At 64.1% G+C, this 20,068-nt stretch carries 16 protein-coding genes; 4 read left to right on the forward strand and 12 right to left on the reverse strand.

The annotated features are described in order from the left end of the window. The first annotated feature begins 19 nt into the window (after positions 1-19). Positions 20-3,871, forward strand: a complete 3,852-nt coding sequence (locus tag BM338_RS20200) for a YhdP family protein (protein ID WP_255367397.1) — start codon at positions 20-22, stop codon at positions 3,869-3,871. A 6-nt stretch (positions 3,872-3,877) separates the two neighbouring features. Here BM338_RS20200 and BM338_RS20205 read toward each other — a convergent pair whose 3' ends face one another. Next, complete coding sequence (locus tag BM338_RS20205) at positions 3,878-5,074, reverse strand: sterol desaturase family protein (RefSeq protein ID WP_090454297.1); 1,197 nt, start codon at positions 5,072-5,074, stop codon at positions 3,878-3,880. 141 nt (positions 5,075-5,215) lie between these two features. On the opposite strand from BM338_RS20205, the gene tldD reads away from it, so the two are divergent. Further along, positions 5,216-6,655, forward strand: coding sequence for a metalloprotease TldD (gene tldD / locus BM338_RS20210; RefSeq protein ID WP_090454299.1), 1,440 nt, complete (start codon positions 5,216-5,218; stop codon positions 6,653-6,655). Between the two features lie 90 nt (positions 6,656-6,745). Here tldD and yjgA read toward each other — a convergent pair whose 3' ends face one another. Both yjgA and BM338_RS20220 read right to left on the reverse strand, forming a co-directional pair. After that, positions 6,746-7,276: a ribosome biogenesis factor YjgA gene (gene yjgA, locus BM338_RS20215; protein WP_177229425.1), complete on the reverse strand. Its 531-nt coding sequence runs from the start codon at positions 7,274-7,276 to the stop codon at positions 6,746-6,748. Positions 7,277-7,307: 31 nt separating this feature from the next. Further along, positions 7,308-7,556 carry a DUF1653 domain-containing protein gene (locus BM338_RS20220; RefSeq protein ID WP_090454525.1) on the reverse strand — a complete coding sequence of 83 codons (249 nt, stop codon included), beginning with the start codon at positions 7,554-7,556 and terminating at the stop codon, positions 7,308-7,310. A 108-nt stretch (positions 7,557-7,664) separates the two neighbouring features. Here BM338_RS20220 and pmbA point away from each other — a divergent pair, with 108 nt between their 5' ends. Together pmbA and BM338_RS20230 are read left to right on the forward strand one after the other, a co-directional pair. Beyond that, positions 7,665-9,032 (forward strand): metalloprotease PmbA, encoded by a 1,368-nt coding sequence (gene pmbA, locus BM338_RS20225; protein ID WP_090454305.1) that lies wholly within the window; start codon positions 7,665-7,667, stop codon positions 9,030-9,032. Positions 9,033-9,156: 124 nt separating this feature from the next. Then, a complete protein-coding gene (locus BM338_RS20230) occupies positions 9,157-9,594 on the forward strand; it encodes a DUF4870 domain-containing protein (protein ID WP_090454307.1) in 438 nt (145 codons plus the stop codon). 65 nt (positions 9,595-9,659) lie between these two features. Here the strand turns inward: BM338_RS20230 and BM338_RS20235 are convergent, their stop codons facing one another. The 9 genes from BM338_RS20235 to dnaE form a co-directional block, all read right to left on the reverse strand. Beyond that, the gene (locus BM338_RS20235) at positions 9,660-10,547 is read right to left on the reverse strand and encodes a polyprenyl synthetase family protein (protein WP_090454309.1); all 888 of its coding nucleotides are present in this window, start codon (positions 10,545-10,547) and stop codon (positions 9,660-9,662) included. Further along, on the reverse strand, positions 10,531-10,788 hold the full coding sequence (locus BM338_RS20240; RefSeq protein ID WP_090454311.1) for an exodeoxyribonuclease VII small subunit: 258 nt from the start codon (positions 10,786-10,788) through the stop codon (positions 10,531-10,533). The genes BM338_RS20235 and BM338_RS20240 overlap by 17 nt, the downstream gene beginning before the upstream one ends. Positions 10,789-10,848: 60 nt before the next feature. Further along, positions 10,849-11,313 (reverse strand): hypothetical protein, encoded by a 465-nt coding sequence (locus BM338_RS20245; protein WP_090454313.1) that lies wholly within the window; start codon positions 11,311-11,313, stop codon positions 10,849-10,851. A gap of 83 nt (positions 11,314-11,396) precedes the next feature. Further along, positions 11,397-12,701 carry a tRNA lysidine(34) synthetase TilS gene (gene tilS, locus BM338_RS20250; protein ID WP_255367398.1) on the reverse strand — a complete coding sequence of 435 codons (1,305 nt, stop codon included), beginning with the start codon at positions 12,699-12,701 and terminating at the stop codon, positions 11,397-11,399. Beyond that, positions 12,694-13,446, reverse strand: coding sequence for an NYN domain-containing protein (locus BM338_RS20255; protein ID WP_090454315.1), 753 nt, complete (start codon positions 13,444-13,446; stop codon positions 12,694-12,696). The genes tilS and BM338_RS20255 overlap by 8 nt, the downstream gene beginning before the upstream one ends. A 127-nt stretch (positions 13,447-13,573) precedes the next feature. Further along, the gene (locus BM338_RS20260) at positions 13,574-14,659 is read right to left on the reverse strand and encodes an NHL repeat-containing protein (protein ID WP_090454318.1); all 1,086 of its coding nucleotides are present in this window, start codon (positions 14,657-14,659) and stop codon (positions 13,574-13,576) included. Positions 14,660-14,901: 242 nt separating this feature from the next. Beyond that, entirely contained in the window at positions 14,902-15,318 is a 417-nt protein-coding gene (locus tag BM338_RS20265) for a VOC family protein (protein WP_218156406.1), read from the reverse strand. A 5-nt stretch (positions 15,319-15,323) separates the two neighbouring features. Further along, positions 15,324-16,280: an acetyl-CoA carboxylase carboxyl transferase subunit alpha gene (accA, locus tag BM338_RS20270; protein WP_090454320.1), complete on the reverse strand. Its 957-nt coding sequence runs from the start codon at positions 16,278-16,280 to the stop codon at positions 15,324-15,326. Positions 16,281-16,472: 192 nt separating this feature from the next. After that, on the reverse strand, positions 16,473-20,012 hold the full coding sequence (gene dnaE / locus BM338_RS20275; protein ID WP_090454323.1) for a DNA polymerase III subunit alpha: 3,540 nt from the start codon (positions 20,010-20,012) through the stop codon (positions 16,473-16,475). Between the last annotated feature and the right edge of the window lie 56 nt (positions 20,013-20,068).

The raw sequence follows: 20,068 nt of genomic DNA on the forward strand, positions 1-20,068 counted from the left end.
TGCGCGGCAAGAGCTGCCAGTGAACGTGGTTTGGCGCCAGCGCATGCACTTTATTGCCCGCGCGGCGGGCTGGATCGCGGGCGTGGCCGTGATCAGCCTCGCGGTGCTGGCTGGCCTGATCCAGCTGTTGCTGCCGACGCTGGCCAATCATCCGCAATGGGTAGCCGCGCAGCTTAGCCAGCAGCTGCACCGGCCGGTGTCGTTCGCCTCGATGGAGGGGCGTTGGGAGGCTTCCGGCCCGCTGTTCATCATGCGCGACGTCACCATCGGTCCGGGCGAGTCGGGCAGTCCGCTGCATATTCCCGAGACCGAGCTCAAGCTTGATCTTGGGGGCTGGCTTCTGCCGTCACGTCATCTGCTCAATCTGCATGCGCGTGGCCTCCAGCTGGACCTCAGCCGCGACGCCGATGGCACCTGGCACATCAACGGCATCGGCATGGCCGGTGGTCAGGACCGGCAGAGTGCTTCCTTCCGGGGCCTGTCGGTGGAGCTGCGGCTGAGTGACCTGCGGCTGGATATCACCGACGCGCGCGTCAACAAACATTACGCGCTGCTCGCCAGGCAATTGCGTATGAGCAAGCAGGGCGGACGCATACGCGTCGGCGCCATCCTGCAGCGCGAAGGCACAGCCGGCGAGTTGCGTGGTGCGGGCAGTTTCCGCGAGGACGGCGCGGATGGGCGCCTGTGGTTGGGGGGCAGCAACATCGATCTGCCTGCCTTGACCGCCGGCGTCGATATGGGCGGCTATACGGCCGAAAGCGGGCACGGCACCTTCGCCAGCTGGCTGGACTGGCGCGACGCGAAGGTGGTGCGTAGCCTGACTCGGTTCGATCTGAGTGACGTGGTGCTGGTGAGCCCGGAGGGCAACAAAGCGCACGTGTCCTCGCTGCATACGCTGGCGGAGCTGCGCAAAGGACAGGATGGCTTCCAGTTGCGCTGGGCGACGGATGATGGGAGCGCTCTCGCCGCCGATCTGCATCAGCTGGATGGCGAACAGGCGCGGGTCGATGTCGCCGCGCGCGATCTGCAACTGGGGCCGCTGCTGCCATGGCTGGCGCTCAAGCCGGAGCTTTCGCCGGGGCTGGCGCAATGGGTCGGTGCAGGCAAGCCACGCGGCAAGCTGAGCCATGCGGCCCTGCGCTGGACGCGGGCTCAGGGCATCGAATTCATTGATGCGGGCTTCAACAGTGTCGGTATCGATGCGGCCGGCAAGCTGCCCGGTATCGAGCGGCTGGATGGCGAATTGCGCGGCGACGCACAAGCGCTCTCGCTCGAGCTGCCTACTCAGGCAACGGTGCTGAATTTTCCGCATACCTTCCGCAAGCCGTTCGTGATGTCGCAATTGGGCGGCACGTTCGCGTTCTGGCATGCGGATGGCGACTGGCATATCGGCATCGCGCCGCTGGACTTCCAGGGAGTGGGCTACGGCGGCCAGGTGCGTGGCGAGATCGCGCTGCACGATGCGGGCGGGCGTCCCTTCCTCGATATCTATGCCGCGCTGAGTCACGCGGATGTGGAGGCGGCCAAGCTGTTCTGGCCGATCGATTCCATGTCGCCGGCAGCGATCGACTGGCTGGATCGTGCCCTGATAGTGGGCAAGATCGACAATGGTTCGGTGGTGGTGCACGGTGATCTGGCGGACTGGCCTTTCCTGCATAACGAAGGCCGCTTCGAGGCGCGCACCGAGATCAGTGATCTCACCCTGGAATACGGCAAGGATTGGCCGCGCGCCGAAGGCGTTTCAGCAGTCGCCAACTTCGTCAATAACGGCATGTTGGTGGAAGCGAGCGGGGGGCAGTCGCTGGGCGTCAAAACAGAACGGGCGGTGGCGCTGATCCCTGATTTCGCCAACAGCACACTCGATCTCAATGTCCGTGGCTCAGGCACCGGTGCCAGCCTGATGGATTTCGTGCGCCGCAGTCCAATCGGCATTCATCAGGCCGACGCGCTGGCCAAGCTGAGCCTGGGTGGCACGGGCAATTTCGATTTCCATCTGGTGCTGCCGGTGAAGGACGCCAAGGACTTCACCCTGGCCGGCACCGCCCAGCTTAAGGACGCCGATCTCAACGCACCCGACTGGAACCTCAAGCTGGACAAAATCAACGGTCCGGCCACGTTTGACGGGCATGGCTTTCATGCCGGTCCGCTCGATACCGGTTTTCGCGGGCAGCCGTCCAAACTGGATATGGCCATCGCGGGTGCCACGGGCCGGCCGGACACGATGTTCTCCGCGCGCCTCACTGGCCGTTATGGCGTGGCCGAGCTGGTGCAGGGCTTTTCGGAGCTGGACTGGCTGAAAGAAATCGCAACCGGACGCAGCGATTTCACCGTCGGCTTCGACATCGTGCGCCCGGAGACCGTGGCGAATACCTCGCAGATACTGACGCTCGACTCGACCCTGGCAGGCATGACTCTGGATGCGCCGACGCCGATGAAGAAGCCGGCGGAGGCGAGTCTTCCCTTGCATCTGAGCATGAGCTTGCCGGTGCATGGCAGCGATCTGCAGATATCACTGGGCCAGATCGTGCGTCAGCGCTTTCGCCTTTCCGATGGCGATAGTCATCCACTCGGGGCGACGTTCAACTTCGGCACACGTATGCCCGACACGGTGCCCGACAAGGGCATCCGCATCCGTGGTCGCGCATCGAAGCTCGACGTAACGGGATGGGTACAACGCACGGTGGCCACTAGCGGCAGTAGTGGCCCAGGCCTTGAAAGTATTGACGTCAATGTCGATCAGGCGGAAGTGTTCGGCCACACTTTTCCTTCCATGCGCATCCAGGCCACACCGCAGGCAGATGAGCTGAATGTGGACGTGGACAGCGCGGATATTGCCGGCCGTTTCACCGTGCCCTCGGCTGACTTGAACAAGCGTGGCGTTACGGCGCGTCTGGAGCGGCTGCATTGGCCCAAGAGCACCACGCCCGACAACAAGCCTGGCGTGAACGTGCCGGTGGGGAATCCTGCCAATACCGGCGTGACACCGTCGGCGCTGCCGCCGTTCCACCTATGGGTTGGCGATTTGCGATTCGGTGAATCGAAGCTCGGCGAGGCACGCCTGGAAACCTGGCCCACCGATCGCGGCATGCATATCGACCAGTTGCGCGCGTTGTCGCGCAGCGTGCAGATCAATGCCTCCGGCGATTGGGACGGTACGGCGACCAACAGTCATACGCATCTGCGCATCGATTTCGCCGCGGAGAATCTCGGCGAGATGTTGGGCGCGTTTGGTTTCGCGGGATTGTTCAACGGTGGCAAGACACACACGCTGCTCGATGCCACCTGGCCCGGTGCGCCGTCCGCGATGGAGCTGGCGAATATGGAAGGCAAGCTCACCGTGCAGGTGACCAGCGGCAGCATTCCGGAAGTGGCTCCCGGTGTGGGCCGCTTGTTCGGCTTGGTTTCGGTGGTCGAGATGCCGCGCCGGCTCACACTCGATTTCGGCGACGTGTTCAGCAAGGGCTTCGCTTTTGATTCGATCGCCGGCGACTTCACGCTGGCGGGCAGCAATGCCACCACGCAGAACCTGGAAATTCGCGGTCCCGCCGCCGAGATCAGCATCAAGGGCCGCACCGGCCTGCGCACCAAGGACTATGACCAGCAGGTGGTCGTGGTGCCGCACGTGGGCAACAGCCTGCCGATCGTCGGGGCGGTCGTGGGCGGCCCGATTGGTGCTGCGGCGGGTTTCGTCGCGCAAGGGTTGTTGGGGCGCGGCTTGAACCGCGTCGCGGTGATGCACTACCGGATCACCGGGCCGTGGGACAAGCCGGTGATCGAGAAGACGGGATCCTCCGAAGTGCCGGCGGCACTCGCCGTGCCGATGCAGGGGCCGCCGGTTGTGCCGGCCCCCGCCACCAGTGGCGGCCGATAAGCCAGCTTATTCTGTCGGCTTGGTGCTGCCGCGGAACGGAAACAGTTGCTGCCGGACGAAACCGTCCGGCATGTAGTCGCCGACCACGCCGTACTTCTCCGGGAATTTCTTGGTCGACTTCACCGCGGTACCGAACACGTAGTCGAGGAACGCGTAGTGCGCGGCGTAGTTCTTGTCGATGGCTTCGTCATCGGAGGCGTGATGCCAGTGATGGAAGTCCGGCGTCACCACCAGATACTTCAGCGGACCCCACGGCAAATGCACGTTGGCGTGATTGAACACCGCCTGGAAGCCAACCACGATGATGTATGCATTCATCACCGCTTCGCTGAAGCCAAGAATGTACAGCGGCGCGAGCACGCAAACGCGGGTCGCGATCAGCTCCAGCATGTGCTGACGCGAGCCGGCCAGCCAGTCCATGGTTTTCACGCTGTGGTGCACGGCGTGGAAGCGCCACAGGAAGGGCACCTCGTGATACGCGCGATGGGTCCAGTACTGCGCGAGGTCGGCGACCAGGACGCACAACAGCAGCTGCGGTATGAAGGGCAGATGCTGCACGGCCTGCTGGAAATCGCTGCGCACCAGCCAGCCGAACAGATGGTGCAGCAGGAAGTTCACCACCAGCAGCGCCAGGCCGACGATGAAGTGATTCACCGTGAAATGCTTGAGATCGGTCTGCCACTCTTTGCGAAACAGCGACTGCCCCTTGTACAGCGGGAACAGTTTTTCGATCACCACAAAGATCAGGGTGGAGCCGAGCAGGTCGAGAATGAACCAGTCCAGGCCGATATACGGCGTGTGCTCCGGAAAGTTGCCCACCGGCACGCGGGAACCGCCCAGCACAGTAGCGACGATCACCATCGCGAACGCCACCAGATTGATGTTGCGCATGCGGCCGAGAATCAGGTTGCCCAGCGAGATACCGCCGGCGATCAGCAGCGCGAGCAGCAACAGCTGGCGCAGCACGTCTACCGAATACTTGTGGCGCAGGTCCGGCGTGGTGAGGTACTGCGGGAAATGGAAGGCCAGCACACCGAGCAGGCTCAGGAAGCCGAGCGACAGCGCGATCACACTGCTCACCTTGCCCAGCCCAGGCTTCAGTTCACCGTCGCGGTGCAGCAGTTCGCGAGTTTCTTCGACGGGTGCCTTCAGGGTGCGATCGATGACTTTGTGGGCCAGCTCGCGCTTGGAGAAATCGCTCATTCGGTGGTCCTTCACGCCATGGACCCGGTCGTGCCGGGGATGGCGAATGGTAGCGGGGCGGCGGGTGGTTGGCAGCTTTAAACGGGATGGAGTCGGCCCCACTTGCTAAAGTCTGTTCCTTGTTCACATGGCGATGACCACATGGATTCCCTGATCGCACAGGCCGAGCGCCGCTTGCTGGCACCGGGTGGCCTGGCTTCCACCGACCTCGACCGGGTTTTCACGCAGCTGATGGGGCCGTCCATCGACGCCGCCGACCTGTATTTCCAGCATTCGCGCAGCGAGTCGTGGGTGCTGGAAGAGGGCATCGTGAAGGACGGCAGCCATTCGATCGAACAGGGCGTGGGCGTGCGCGCCATCTCTGGCGAGAAGACCGGCTTTGCCTATTCCGACGAGATCGTGCTGCCGCAGCTGCTGGACGCCTCCAGGGCCGCGCGTGCCATCGCGCAAGGTGGCAACGGCGCCGGTAAGCCGCTGGCGCTGCATGGTGCCAGGCAGCTGTATCCGGCCATCGATCCGGTGGAAAGCCTGCCCAACCCGGACAAGATAGCCTTGCTGCGCGAAGTGGACGCCTATGCGCGTTCGCGCGACCCGCGCGTGAAGCAGGTGATCGTCAGTCTGGCGGCCACCATGGATACCGTGCTGATCGCCGCCTCCGACGGCACGCTGGCGGCTGACGTGCGCCCGCTGGTGCGCCTGAACGTGCAGGTGATCGTCGAGCAGAACGGTCGCCGTGAGCAGGGCCACTCCGGCGGCGGCGGTCGTTACGGCTATCGCGAATTGCTGGAGAACGGCCGCGCCATGGCGTTCGCTGACGAGGCGGTGCGCCAGGCGCTGGTCAATCTCGACGCTGTGGATGCACCGGCCGGCAGCATGACCGTGGTGCTTGGCCCCGGCTGGCCTGGCGTGCTGCTGCACGAAGCCATCGGCCACGGTCTGGAAGGCGACTTCAACCGCAAGGGTAGCTCCGCCTTCGCGGGCCGCATCGGTCAGCGTGTAGGCGCTCCAGGTGTCACCGTGGTGGATGACGGCACCCTGCAAGGCCGCCGCGGTTCGCTCAGCATCGACGACGAAGGCACGCCGACCGAGTGCACCACGCTGATCCAGGACGGCATCCTCAAGGGCTACATGCAGGACAAGCTCAATGCGCGCCTGATGGGTATGGCGCCCACCGGCAACGGACGCCGCGAATCCTTCGCGCAATTGCCGATGCCGCGTATGACCAACACCTACATGCTGGCCGGCCAGCACGATCCGCAGGAGATCATCCGTTCGGTGAAGCGCGGCCTGTACGCAGTGAACTTCGGCGGCGGCCAGGTCGACATCACCAACGGCAAGTTCGTGTTCTCCGCCAGCGAGGCTTACCTGATCGAGGACGGCAAAGTCACTCGACCGGTGAAGGGCGCTACGTTAATTGGCTCGGGACCGGATGTGCTCACGCGCGTGTCGATGATCGGCAACGACCTTGCGCTGGACGAAGGCGTCGGCGTGTGCGGCAAGGACGGGCAGAGCGTGCCGGTGGGCGTGGGTCAGCCGACGCTGAAAGTGGACGGCATGACGGTAGGCGGCACCGCTTCCTAAGCCCTATATAGGTAGGAGCGCACCCTGTGCGCGATCACGTCATCGATACGTCGGATCGCGCACAGGGTGCGCTCCTACAGCAAGCTAGGCTTATTCCTCGCTGACAGTCAGGTCTTTCAGCAGCTGAAAAATTTCCCGATACGCACGCGGCGGCTTGTTCGCCTCTTTTTCGGTGCGTGCCTGGCGGATCAGTGAACGCAGGTGTTGGCGGTCGATCTGCGGATGCTTGGCGATCAGTTCGGAAAGCGTGTTGTCGTCGTTGTCAGCGAGCAGGCGATCGCGTGTCGCTTCGAGGCGATGCATCGCCGCCGTTTCCTGGCGCTGGCGTTCGCGATTCTCGCCCAGCGCGGCGCGCACGCCGTCGAAGACTTCGTTCTCGTGACGACGCATCACCTTGGCGAGAAAACCGAGCTGGCGCTTGCGCGCGATGTGCGCGGTGATCTTGCGCGTGTTGTCGATTTCACGACGCACGTCATCGGGCAGGTCCAGCTTGGCCAGGCGGCTTGCCGGCAACTCCACCAGCTGGTTGGCGAGTTCGAGCACGGCCAGCGCGTCGCGTCGCTGCTGGGTGCGCGTCGGGCCGTAATCGTGTTCTGGGTTGTCGGTGTAAGTGCGGTTCACGAGGGATATCCCTTCAGGTCGTTCGTCGTGCTCAGCGAGCTGCTTCCGGGCCGGTAGCAAAACCGGGTTCAGCACGTTCCAGCGCAAAACGGGGAACGGTTTGGCCGTCCACTTCCACCGTTTCGCAGAACATGGCGGCAGGGCGGACCCACAGGCCATGCTCGCCGTACAGTGCCTGGTAGACCACCAGCGGTTCCAGCGTCTCGCTGTGACGGGCGGTGCCCAGCACGCGATAGCGCTGTCCCTTGTAGTGACGGTAGAAGCCGGTCTCCGGCAACATGATGCGATCTCCGCCGCGGACGCTTTGCATTGGGCCGCGGCGCCCCCATTTCGAGGAGTTGCGCGGTTCGGACCGCGTATTCTACCTGCCAGCCTTCAGGAAGCCCACGTGAGCGTAACTCCCCTTTCCTCCGATCGTACCCAGCAGGATCTGGACCGCCTGGCCAACCTGGCCGAAGACGTGATCCGCCGGGCTCGCGCCGCCGGTGCCAGCCAGGCCGAAGTGGCGGCCAGCATCGATACCGGGCTGAGCGTGAATGTGCGCCTGGGCGAGGTGGAAACGGTAGAGCACACCCGCGACCGGGGTTTCGGCCTCACTGTGTATTTCGGCCAGCGCAAAGGCTCGGCCAGCACGGCCGACCTGAATCCGGATTCGCTGCAGGCCACGCTGGATCAGGCCTGCGCCATCGCCCGCTTCACCGAGGAAGACCCGGCAGCAGGGCTCGCCGATGCTTCGCGTATGGCGACGGTTTTTCCCGATCTCGACCTGTGGCATCCGTGGGCCATCGATACCGCACAGGCCATCGCGCTGGGGCAGCAGATCGAGGACGCCGGTCGCGCCCACGCCGGCATCAGCAATTCCGACGGCGCCAGCGTGCAGATGGGCGAGGGGCTGTCGGTGTACGCCAACTCGCACGGCTTTGTCGGGCGCGAGCGCGGTACACGCCATTCGCTGTCGCTGTCGCTGATCGCCGGTGACGACGACGGCATGCAGCGCGACTACTGGTACGACAGTGTGCGCAGCGCGGACGATTTCATCAGCGCCAAGACCCTGGGCGACAAGGTGGCGCAACGCACGCTGGCGCGCATGGGCGCGCGGCAGCTGACCACGCGGCAGAGTCCCGTGCTGTTCGCGCCGGAGATTGCGCGCGGTTTGATCGGTCACCTGATCGGCGCGGTCAGCGGCGGTGCCTTGTATCGACGCGCCAGCTTCCTGCTGGATCACGCCGGCAAGGCGGTGATGCCGGCGTGGATGCAGATCGTGGAGCGGCCGCTATTGCAGCGGGGACAGGGCTCCGGTGCCTTCGATGCGGAAGGCGTGGCGACGCGTGATAGCGCGCTTATCGAAGACGGCGTACTGGCGCGCTACGTGCTGGGCAGCTATTCCGCGCGCAAGCTGGGTCTCCAGTCCACTGGCAATGCTGGCGGTATCCATAACCTCATCGTTGAAGCGGGTGCCGCCGACCAGGGACGCGACGATTTCGCTGGCATGCTGCGCCGCCTTGGCACTGGCCTGCTGGTGACCGAAGTGATGGGGCAGGGTGTGAATACCATCACTGGCGACTACTCGCGCGGTGCGGCGGGTTTCTGGGTGGAGAACGGCCAGATCGCCTACCCGGTGGAGGAAATCACCATCGCTGCCAATCTGCGCGACATGTACGCCGGTATCCAGGCGGTGGGCACGGACGTGGACCCGCGCTCGCATCTTCTGACCGGTTCGATCCTGGTTGACCGGATGACCATTGCCGGCGAGTAATAGCCGAGGAGGGGCGTTTTCCTGCTCCCCTAGGTCGTCAGCTCACTCGGCAAATGCCCGCAGCCCTTGCTAGCATCGACGCCACCGGCGCGTGGCCGGCGCCTTGCACGTTCAGGAGAGACGCATGAGCGTTCCACCCGAGTCCGTACCGCCTTCGTCCAGCGAACCCACCCCGCCGCCTGCGGATATGCCGAGCCCTGAGCAGCGGCAATGGGCGATGCTGGCGCATCTTTCTGCCTTGCTGGGTTGCCTATTGACCGGCCACTGGTTTGGCGTGGGCGTTTTTATTGGGCCGCTGGTCATCTGGCTGCTGAAGAAAGAGACCATGCCGTTTGTGGATGATCAGGCCAAGGAAGCGCTGAATTTCAACATCACCATGGCCATCATTAGCGTGGTGCTGTTGTTGATCACTCTGCTGACGCTGGGCATCGGCGTCATCCTGACCATTCCCGCCGGGATCGTGATCGGCATCGCCTGGCTGGTGCTGGTCATCATGGCGACGATCAAATCCAACGAAGGAGAGCGGTATCGTTACCCGTTCTGCCTGCGGCTGATCAAATAAGCGCAGCGTCTTGCCATGACAAAAAGAGGCAGCCGGTTGGCTGCCTCTTTTTTTATGCGTAGCGGTCAGTGATGACGCCGGGCCGCATAACGGGCCAGTTCTTCCAGCAGGACGCCGCGTGCGCCGAGCGGCGCGATGGCATCGAGCGCGGTGGCAGTGAGTTCGGCCAGACGAGCGCGGGAGGCGTCTAGGCCGATGATGGAAGGGAAGGTCGGTTTGTCGGCCGCCGCATCTTTACCAGCGGTCTTGCCGATCACAGCGGATTCGCCTTCCACGTCCAGGATGTCGTCCTGCACCTGGAAGGCCAGGCCGACCGCATGGGCATAGCGATCCAGCGCGGTGAGCGTGGCGACATCCGCGCCGGCGACCAGGGCGCCCATGCGCACCGAGGCGCGGATCAATGCGCCGGTCTTGCAGGCGTGCATATGTTCGAGTTCGACCAGGCTGAGCTTACGGCCGACGGCGGCCAGGTCCAGCGCTTGCCCGCCGGCCATGCCTTCGGCACCGCAGGCGTGGCCGAGCACGCGCAGCATCTCGGTGCTGTGGCGCGCGTGCGCATCGTGCGCGAGCAGCTCGAAAGCCAGTGCCTGCAGCGCATCACCGGCCAGGATCGCCATGGCCTCGCCAAACACAATGTGGCAAGTCGGCCGGCCGCGTCGCAGGTCGTCGTCGTCCATCGCCGGCAGGTCGTCGTGCACCAGCGAATAGGCATGGATCAGTTCAACGGCGCAGGCCGGCGCATCAAGGCGCTCACTGTCTTCGCCAAGGGCGTGGCCGGCCGCGTAGACCAGCAACGGACGCAAGCGCTTGCCGCCGCCCAGTACGGCATAGCGCATGGCGCGATGCAGTTCGGTGGGGGAGCGGTCTTCGGCAGGGAGGGCTTGCGACAGGGCTTGTTCGGCGCGTGCGATCAGCGCCTGGAGAGCAGGGCTCAGTTCAAAGTTCGGGTTCAAACGGTTCTGCGCTGTCGGGGACTTCGGGATCCAGCAGCAGCCTGACGCGCAGTTCGGCCTGTTCCAGGGCCTGCTGGCAGTGACGGTAGAGGCCGATGCCGCGCTCGAACGAAGCAAGAGATTCGTCGAGGCTCAGGTCGCCGCCCTCCATGCGTGCCACCAACTGTTCGAGTTCGTCCAGCGAGTGTTCGAAATCGGCGGCGGGAGCGGGTTCGGCAGGTGCGGGAGCGGGCTTGGCCATGGCCCGCAAAACTAACTCAGCACCCGCGCGGAATCAATCCGCGCGGGTGTTATTTGGGTCTCAATGATCGTTATCGTGCCGGTCGCGATCATGCCCGCGGTCATGGTCACGGTCGTCGCCGCGATCCCGGTCGTGCCCGCGGTCACGATCCCATCCATGATCGCGATCGCGGTCGTCACGATCGCGGTAATGCGCCGGCCGGCCACCGTAGTGTTCGACCACATAGGTATGCTCGACGTAGGGGCGCTCGTCGTCCAGGTCGATGCTGATACCGCCTGTGCGGACATAGCCCTGGAAATCGATCGGCAGGCTGATACCACTGCGCCAGCTGCCGCCATCCAGCCAGAACCACATGCGGGTATCAGGGGCGTAATAGACCTCGCCCTCCGGGTAGTAGGTGTAGTGATGCTTGGCGCGCCAGCCGTGCGCCGGCGCCCACGGCGGCGGGCCGCCGGCCCAGACGGGGGCGGCGCAGGCAACGCCAAGGACCAGCAACGTAGTGCTCAGGAGCGTCTTGTGTGACATGACATGGGCCTCCCGTGATGACGACACTGACGCTAGGCCGCATGTTGAGAATTCTTGCTGAATGCTCCGGGTTTTAATCGGGTTCAGTCAGCTGGCCGCCAGCATGGTTCGCCGCCAGCCTCGCGGAACAGGGCGTCTCCTTGTTCGCTGCGCCATCGATCCGCCACCGCGACCAGCGTTTCGCCGACGTAGATCAGTGGGCAGGCTTCGCGCTGCCAGGGCGGCATGACAGCCTGCTGAAACAGATCGCGCAGCTCGCGGGTATGGCGGTCGCCGGCCGGCCGCAGGCGCTCGCCACCACGACGCAGGCGAATGGTGAACGGCGCGGCAAGCGGTGGCCCGGACCAGGCCAGGCTGCCGCCGCCAGGCAGCGGCAGAAGTTCTCCATGCCATGGCATCTGCCAGGCTTCAGGAGCGGGTGGGCGCGGCGCACGCGCCCACAGGCGCCCCTTCCAGAGATGCAGGTCGGTCCCCGGCCAGTGGATGCAGGGCAGACGTTCGGCGCGTGCCTCACGCAACTGCCGTTCGACCTCGCGGCGCTGGGTCACCGTGGGTGCGCTGAGGCCACGCGCATGCAGCCAGTGATCGAGCAGCGGGTCGCGCATGGCGCTGGGCAGCGCCAGCCATGTGGTGGCATCCAGGCTGCCGGTGGCAGGATCGCGCAGGCGTTCGAGCTCGGTCAGCCACTGCGTGCGCAACGCGTCGGCAGCGGCGCGGCAATGCGCGGCGCTATGCAGAATCGAATCCGTCGCATGCGGCCAGTGCTGGGTCAGGCGCGGCAGGATGTCGTTGCGAAGATAGTTGCGGGAAAGCCGGCTATCGGCATTGGACGGATCGTCGATCACCGGCAAGTGGTGCTGCTCGACATAGCTGCGCAGCACCGCGCGCGGTGTCGCAAGCAGCGGTCGCCAGAGTTGTCCCGCACCAAGCTGGCGTGTCTCGCGCATACCACCCAGGCCCTCGGGACCTGCGCCGCGCAAAAGTTTAAGCAACACCGTTTCGGCCTGGTCATCGCGATGATGGCCGAGTAGCAGCCACTCGCCAGCCCGCAGCGCATTAGCCAGGGCCGCGTAGCGTGCCTGTCGTGCCGCAGCCTCCAGGCCTTCGCCGCTGCCGGTATGTACCTGCACGCGCAATACCGCGCAATCCACTTCCAGTACCGAGCAGAAGCGCCGCGCCTGTTCGGCCCAATGAGCGCTGTCCGCATGCAGGCCATGATCGATATGGATCGCGCGCAATTCGCGCACGCGCGCTTCCCGCAGTTGGGCAAGGGCATGCAGCAAGGCTGTCGAATCGGGTCCACCGCTGAAGGCAACGCACAGCGGCCCGTCGGGTCTATTACTCAGGGCCCGCCGCAGCACATCGGCGAGATGTTCCGGCTTACTCACGAGGCTCCGGTTTCTTCGACTTGTTACGCACGTAGATCACTTTGGGCCGGCCTTCGCCGGGGCTGCGGCGATCCATCTCGAACAGCGTGGTGGCGGAGATCAATTCGCTGAGCTTGCCGTAACCGTAGCTGCGTGCGTCGAAGTTGGGACGCTGTTTGGTGATGATCGAGCCGACACCGCCGAGTCCAGCCCAGCCATCGTCGTCGGAGGCGGCGTCCACCGCATTGCGCAACAGGTTGACCAGGCCGCTGTCCTGTTTCAGTTGCGCCGCCGTCCGAGGCTTCAGCGGCTGCTCTTCATCCGGCTTGGCAACCAGGATCTCGGTGTAGATGAACTTGTCGCAGGCCGCGACGAACGGATCGGGCGTCTTGCGTTCGCCGAAGCCGTACACAATCAAGCCCGATTCGCGGATACGCGCGGCCAGGCGGGTGAAGTCGCTGTCGCTGGATACGATGCAGAAACCGTCGAAGCGCCCCGAATACAGCAGGTCCATGGCATCGATGATCATGGCCGAGTCGGTGGCGTTCTTGCCGCTGGTGTAGCCGAACTGTTGAATCGGCTGGATAGATTGCGTGAGCAATTGTTCCTTCCAGCCCTTGAGGTGGTTGCTGGTCCAGTCGCCGTACGCACGTTTCACATGCGCCGTACCGTACTTCGCGACTTCGGCGAGCAGACCGTCGGCAATCGACGGCTGGGCGTTGTCGGCATCGATCAGAACGGCGAGCTTGATGCTGTCGCTGGCCATGGCGGCCTCCGGCGTGATGGGCGCCGGTGATGATAGCGCCTTGGTACGCCATGCAAAGCAGGCAGCCCCGGCTTTATGGCCGGGGCTGCTGAGGGATGGATGGCGATGGGTTTGGAATGTGTAGGTGTCAGAAATCGAATGGTGGTGTCTGTCCGGTGAAGTCGCCGATGACCTTGGCGTCGTACGGGCCATTCAATTGGTTGAAACCACTGCCCGCGACATTGAGCGCACCTTGCTGAAACACGATGTTCCCTGCCTTGTTGATCTCGATGACGCGATCGTTGAACTGATCACTGATCAGCGTATGTCCATTGCGCAGACGCACGGCGCGTGTGGGTAGTGGCGCTGGATTGCTCGCGGGGTCGGTGTTGGTGAAGTACTGCCAGACCGTCTGATCGTTGCCGTTCACTTCCACGATGCGGTTGTTGTTGGAGTCGGTAATCAGGGTGTCGCCATTGGAAAGGCGGCTGGCGAATGCGGCTCCACTTACTGTGCCCTGATCGGTGAACGTCTTGACGAGGTTCAGACCGGTGGTGACCTCGATCACGCGATTGTTGTTTTCATCGGCGATGAGCACATGGTTGTTCTCCAGCAGCTCGGCACTGTTGGGATTGCTGAGCTGGTTAGCGCCGTTGCCGATCACCCCGGTAGTGCCGTATTGCCAGACGATCTGATGTCGCAGATTGACCAGGATGATGCGCTGATTGCCCTGGTCGGTGATCAGTACGTGCGGGCCGGGGTGGCCGGGGAAATTGCTGACGAAGAGTGAATGCACCGGTGTGTTGAGCTGGTTGGGGCCGGAGCCCGCCACGCCGGCCTGGCCGTATTGCCAGATGATCCGGCCCGAGGGGTCCGTGATGATGACGCGGTTGTCCGGGCAGCCATTCACAGTGTCGCTGCAACCCGGCAAACCGGGTGGCGTACCGGTGCCGGCCATCAGGGTGAACGGACCGATGCGCTCGGCGTCGTTCACGCCGACGATGCTGTGTGGGCCGGGCAGGTCCGAGCCGTTGCCGAAATGCCAGACCACTTGGTGGGTGTAACGATTGACCTCGATCACGCGGTTGTTGAATTGGTCCGAGATGAGGATGTTGCCGAATCCGGATTGCGCATTCGCGGCAGTGGTGGCGAACGCGCTGGCCACGATGCTAGCCAGCATGGTGAGGGCCAGACCGAGCCGAGACGCGGTGAGGCGATAGTGGAAGCGAGCCATCTGGAACTCCTCCGTATCATTGCGCGAAAGCAGGACGGAGGGCGTCAGCAAGCGGGTGCGACAGGGTCTCTGGCGGACAGACTCAGGCATCCGGATCGGCAGCGCTCTCCGGGCAGGCCGTGCTCCTCAAGCGATCTGCACGCCAGGCGGTGATGGGGCGTGGCGTGGCGAGGTTTCCATGCCTCGCAAGAGGTATATGCCTTGCGCGCGGCATTCGGTTCAACGCGGTGCGGATGATCCTGCTAAGGCGACGTGCTGGTGTTCAGTTTGGCGTCGCTGAAATTCAGTTCGACACCGGTGCCGGCCGGATCATGCAAGAACAGCTGGACTTGGTTGAGGCTGTCGACCACGTCGATGCGATAGGGCAGGCCGGCGGCGTCGAGTCGCGCGCGTGTGGCGGACAGGTCGGTGCAGGCGAAGGCGAGATGGTTGAACCAGCCGGTCGATTGCGCCGAAGCGTCGCCCTCGGCGCTGATGCTCAGATGCAGCAACGGCCGCTCGCCGGCATATAGCCAGTAACCGCGCGAACCGGAACGAAAACTTGGGCGCGGGCCTTCGTGCAGGCCAACGATGTCGATATAGAAACGGCGTAGCCGTTCAATGAGGTCGGAAGGTGCGCGCAGATTGATGTGGTCGATGCCACGCACACCTTCGGTCACGAGATTTACTCGCTGTAGGCGCCGTAGCCGCGCAGGCGGTGGTAGCGCTGTTCGAGCAGCACATCGACGGGCAGCGCTTCCAGCTCATCGAGCTGGTTGAGCAGCACGGCCTTGAGGCGCACAGCCATGGAGTGCGGATTGCGATGTGCGCCACCCAGCGGCTCGCGTACCAATTTGTCGATCAAGCCCAGTTCCAGCAGCCGCGGCGCGGTAAGGCCCAGAGCCTCGGCGGCGTCCTTGGCTTTCTCGGCGCTCTTCCACAGGATCGAGGCGCAGCCTTCCGGTGAGATCACCGAATAGGTCGAGTACTGCAACATGACGGTGCGGTCGCCCACCCCGATGGCGAGCGCGCCGCCGGAACCGCCTTCGCCGATCACGGTGCAGATGATCGGTACACGCAGATCGGCCATCTCCAGCAGGTTGCGGGCGATGGCTTCGCTCTGGCCGCGTTCTTCGGCACCCACGCCGGGATAGGCTCCTGGAGTGTCGATCAGGGTAAACAGTGGCAGTTTGAAACGTTCGGCCAGTTTCATCAGGCGCAGAGCCTTGCGGTAGCCCTCCGGACGCGGCATGCCGAAATTGCGGCGCACTTTGCCCTTGGTGTCGCGTGCCTTCTGATGGCCAATGATCATCACCGGGCGGCCGTTGATGCGGCCGATGCCGCCCACGATGGCGGCGTCGTCCGCGTAGGCGCGGTCGCCAGCCAGCTCGTGGAACTCGTCGCAGATCACGCCGATGTAATCGAGCGTGTACGGGCGGCCCGGGTGGCGCGACAGCTGCGTGACCTGCCAGGAGCTGAGGTTGCGGAAGATTTCCGCCGTCTTCACCTTCAGCTTCTCGCGCAGGCGGCTCACCTCTTCATCGATATTGAACGCCTGCCCGTGGCTGGCGTGGCGAAGCTCTTCGATCTTCGCGTCCAGCTCGGCAATGGGTTGTTCGAAATCGAGGAAGTTGGGGTTCATTCGGTGCAATTCGTGACACGGAAGCGGCGCAGTATACCGGGCCGGCAGGAAAGGCGAGAACGGTCCCGTATGGGCTGCCTGTAGGAGTGCAATCTGTGCGCGAGAGCCCTGCACGGCAGGGCTGGTCTTTAAGTGTCGACAAAGCTCGGCCCTGGCGGGCCGGTTCGCCCACAAGGCGGGCTCCTACAGGGATTAGTCGGACTGCTTCACTATGCGCACACGCGCCGCTTGCACCCCGGGTACCGCGCGTACGGCGCGCAGCAATTCCGGGATGGCTTCCACGCGCCAGTCTTCGCCTAGCTCGATGTCAGCCTGCGCAATGGCGTTGTGGTAGCCGTGCAGCATCACGGTAGCGCGGCCATTGCGATAGCCGGCGAGCGTGTGGCGCAGTTGTTCGACGAAGCCGGGGGTGATCCCATTCAGCTTTAAGTGCAGCACGCGTGCGAAGCGGCGGCAGGCATCACCCAGGGTGTACGCGCTGCGGGCGCGCAGGGCGAAGCCGCCGCCGGAGAAATCGTCGATGCGCAGGCCACCTTCCACTACCAGCATTTCGTCGCGCGTGAGTAGTGGAGCGACCTGCTGGTACAGCTCACCGAAGAAACTCACTTCGATGATGCCGGTGCCGTCTTCCAGGCGCACGAAGGCATCGCTCTCGCCGCGCTTGCGAATCGCGGTGACCATGCCGGCCACGGTCCATGGTGTATCGGGGCCGCGGCGGAAACGATTGTCGTCGCCGTCGTTCTTGCGCGGCTTCGGCGGTTGATAGCGATCGGCGATTTCGCCCAGCGGACAGGTGGAAAGCTGCGCCAGCTCTTCGCGCCACGGATCGGTGGGATGCCCCGAGAGGTAGTGACCGAGCGTATCGCGCTCGCCTTGTAGTTTCTGCTCAAGCGGCCATTCCGGCGCAGTGGGCAGATCGATCTGTACCACTGGCGCCGCCATACCCATGGCAGCACCGAACATGTCGTTCTGGCCCGATTGCTTGTCGCGCAAATGCTGTTCCGCCGCCTTCATGGCGTTGGGCAGTTGCAGCATCAGGCTGGCGCGATTCGGCGCCAATGCATCCAGTGAGCCGGACAGGATCAAGGCTTCCAGCACGCGGCGGTTGAGCTTGGTCGGATCGACGCGGCGGCAGAAATCGGCGAGATCTTTATAGGCACCGTTGCGACGGCACTCCTCGACGATAGCTTCACAAGCGCCCTGGCCTACGCCCTTGATCGCGCCCAAGCCGTAGCGGATCACTCGGGGTTCGACCGCGACGAACATGAAGTCCGATGCGTTGACGTCAGGCGGCAGGATGGTGAGGCCGATCGCGCGCGATTCGTCGAGGAAGGTCACCGCCTTGTCGGTGTTGTCCATGTCCGACGAGATCGTCGCGGCCATGAACTCGGCGGGGTAGTGCGCCTTCAGCCACGCGGTCTGGTACGACACCAGCGCATAGGCGGCCGCGTGCGATTTGTTGAAGCCGTAGCCGGCGAACTTCTCCATCAAGTCGAAGATCGAGTCGGCCTTGTCGGAGGTCAGCCCATCCTTGGCCGCACCCTCGCGGAACTTGGCGCGCTCCTTCGCCATTTCCTCGAGTTTCTTTTTACCCATCGCGCGGCGCAGCAGGTCGGCGCCGCCGAGCGAGTAACCGCCCACGATCTGCGCCATCTGCATCACCTGCTCCTGATAGACCATGATGCCGTAGGTCTCTTTCAGGATCGGTTCGACGCGCGGATCGGGGTATTCCACTTCCTCGCGGCCATGCTTACGCGCGACGAAGCTGGGAATCAGGTCCATCGGGCCGGGGCGATACAGCGCCACCAGCGCGATGATGTCCTCGAAGCGGTCAGGCTTCGCATCCTTGAGCATGCGCTGCATGCCGGTGGATTCGAGCTGGAACACCGCTACCGTCTGCGCTTTTTTAAGCAGCTCGTACGGCGCGGGATCGTCGAGAGGCAGTGTCTCGATGTTCAGCGGTTCTTCGCCGGACTTCGCGCGGCGTGCGTTGATCGCCTTTACCGCCCAATCGATGATGGTGAGCGTGCGCAGGCCGAGGAAGTCGAACTTCACCAGGCCGACCGCTTCCACGTCGTCCTTGTCGTACTGCGTCACCACGCCACCGCCGCCCGCTTCGCAGTACAGCGGCGCGAAGTCGGTGAGCGGGGTGGGTGCGATCACCACGCCACCGGCGTGTTTGCCGGCGTTGCGGGTGAGGCTTTCCAGCTTCAGTGCGAGGTCGATGAGCGACTTGGCTTCTTCGTCCTGCTCGTAAAGATCGCAGAACTCCTTGACGACGCGATCGCTCTCTTTCTTCGATTTCTCGGAGCGGCCCAGCGCATCCGACAGCGTGAGATCGAGCGGACGCGGCGGGATCAGTTTCGCGATGCGGTCGACCTGGTTGTAACCCATGCCGAGCACGCGGCCGGAGTCGCGCAGCACCGCCTTCGCGGCCATCGAGCCATAGGTGATGATCTGGCTGACATGGTCGCGGCCGTATTTGCGCGCAACGTAGTCGATCACCTCGTCGCGGCGATCCATGCAGAAGTCGATGTCGAAGTCGGGCATCGACACGCGTTCGGGGTTGAGGAAGCGCTCGAACAGCAGGTTGAACTGCAGCGGATCGAGGTCGGTGATCTTCAGTACCCAGGCGACCAGCGAGCCGGCGCCCGAGCCACGGCCCGGGCCCACCGGAATGCCGTTCTGCTTACCCCAGTTGATGAAGTCCGCCACGATCAGGAAGTAGCCGGGGAAGCCCATCTCGATGATGACGTCCAGCTCGCGTTCCAGTCGCGCTTCGTAGTCGGCCAGGGTATGGCCTGCCGCCAGCGGCGCGTCGGCGAGGCGATCCTTCAGGCCCGCGCGCGCGATCTCACGGATGTAGCTGGCCAGGTCGTGGCCTTCCGGTACCGGGAAGTCGGGCAGGTAGTAGGTGCCGAACGACAGCTCAAGCGTGCAACGCTTGGCCAGCTCGATGGTGTTCTCGATCGCCTCGGGGATGTCCGCGAACAGCGCGGTCATTTCATCGGGCGTCTTCAGGTATTGCTGGTTGCTGTAGTCGCGCGGGCGCTTGGGGTCGGCGAGTACGCGCCCCTGGTTGATGCACACGCGAGCCTCGTGCGCCTCGAAGTCGTCCTGCTTGAGGAAGCGCACGTCGTTGCTGGCGATCACTGGCAGATTCAGCTCGGCGGCCAGCGCCAGGGCGGCGGCGTTCCAGTTTTCCTCGCCTTCGCGGCCGCAGCGGGTGAGTTCGAGATAGAGGCGATCGGCGAACTGGCTGGCGAACGAACGCAAACGCACCGCTGCCGCACCGGCGCCCTGGTTCACCGCCACGCGGCCGGCTTCGCTCTCACGGCCGAGCAGAGCGATCAACCCTTTGGTCGCATCGGCAGTGAGCCAGCTGGCGTCGACCAGCGGGCGGCCGCTGTGCTGGCCATCGCGCCAGGCGCGAGAGACCAGGCGCGAGAGATTGAGGTAGCCCTCTCGGTTCTGGCACATCAAGGTCAGGCGCGAAGGCCGCGGATCGTCGGGCATGCTTACCCACAGGTCGCAACCGCCGATCGGTTTGATGCCGGCCGCGCTGCAGGCCTTGTAGAACTTCACCAGCGCGAACATGTTGGTCTCGTCGGTGAGCGCGACGGCGGGGATGCCGTCGCGCACGCAGGCTTCGACCAGCGCCTTGATGCGGATGGTCGAATCGACCAGCGAGTATTCGCTGTGCAGATGGAGGTGGGCGAAGCGGACGGTCATGCAGACTCACGCGGTGAGTGTGAGAAGGCTAACCGCCGCCACAGTGACGGGCAAGA

This window comes from Dyella sp. OK004, from assembly GCF_900114495.1.
Taxonomy (GTDB): Bacteria; Pseudomonadota; Gammaproteobacteria; order Xanthomonadales; family Rhodanobacteraceae; genus Dyella_D.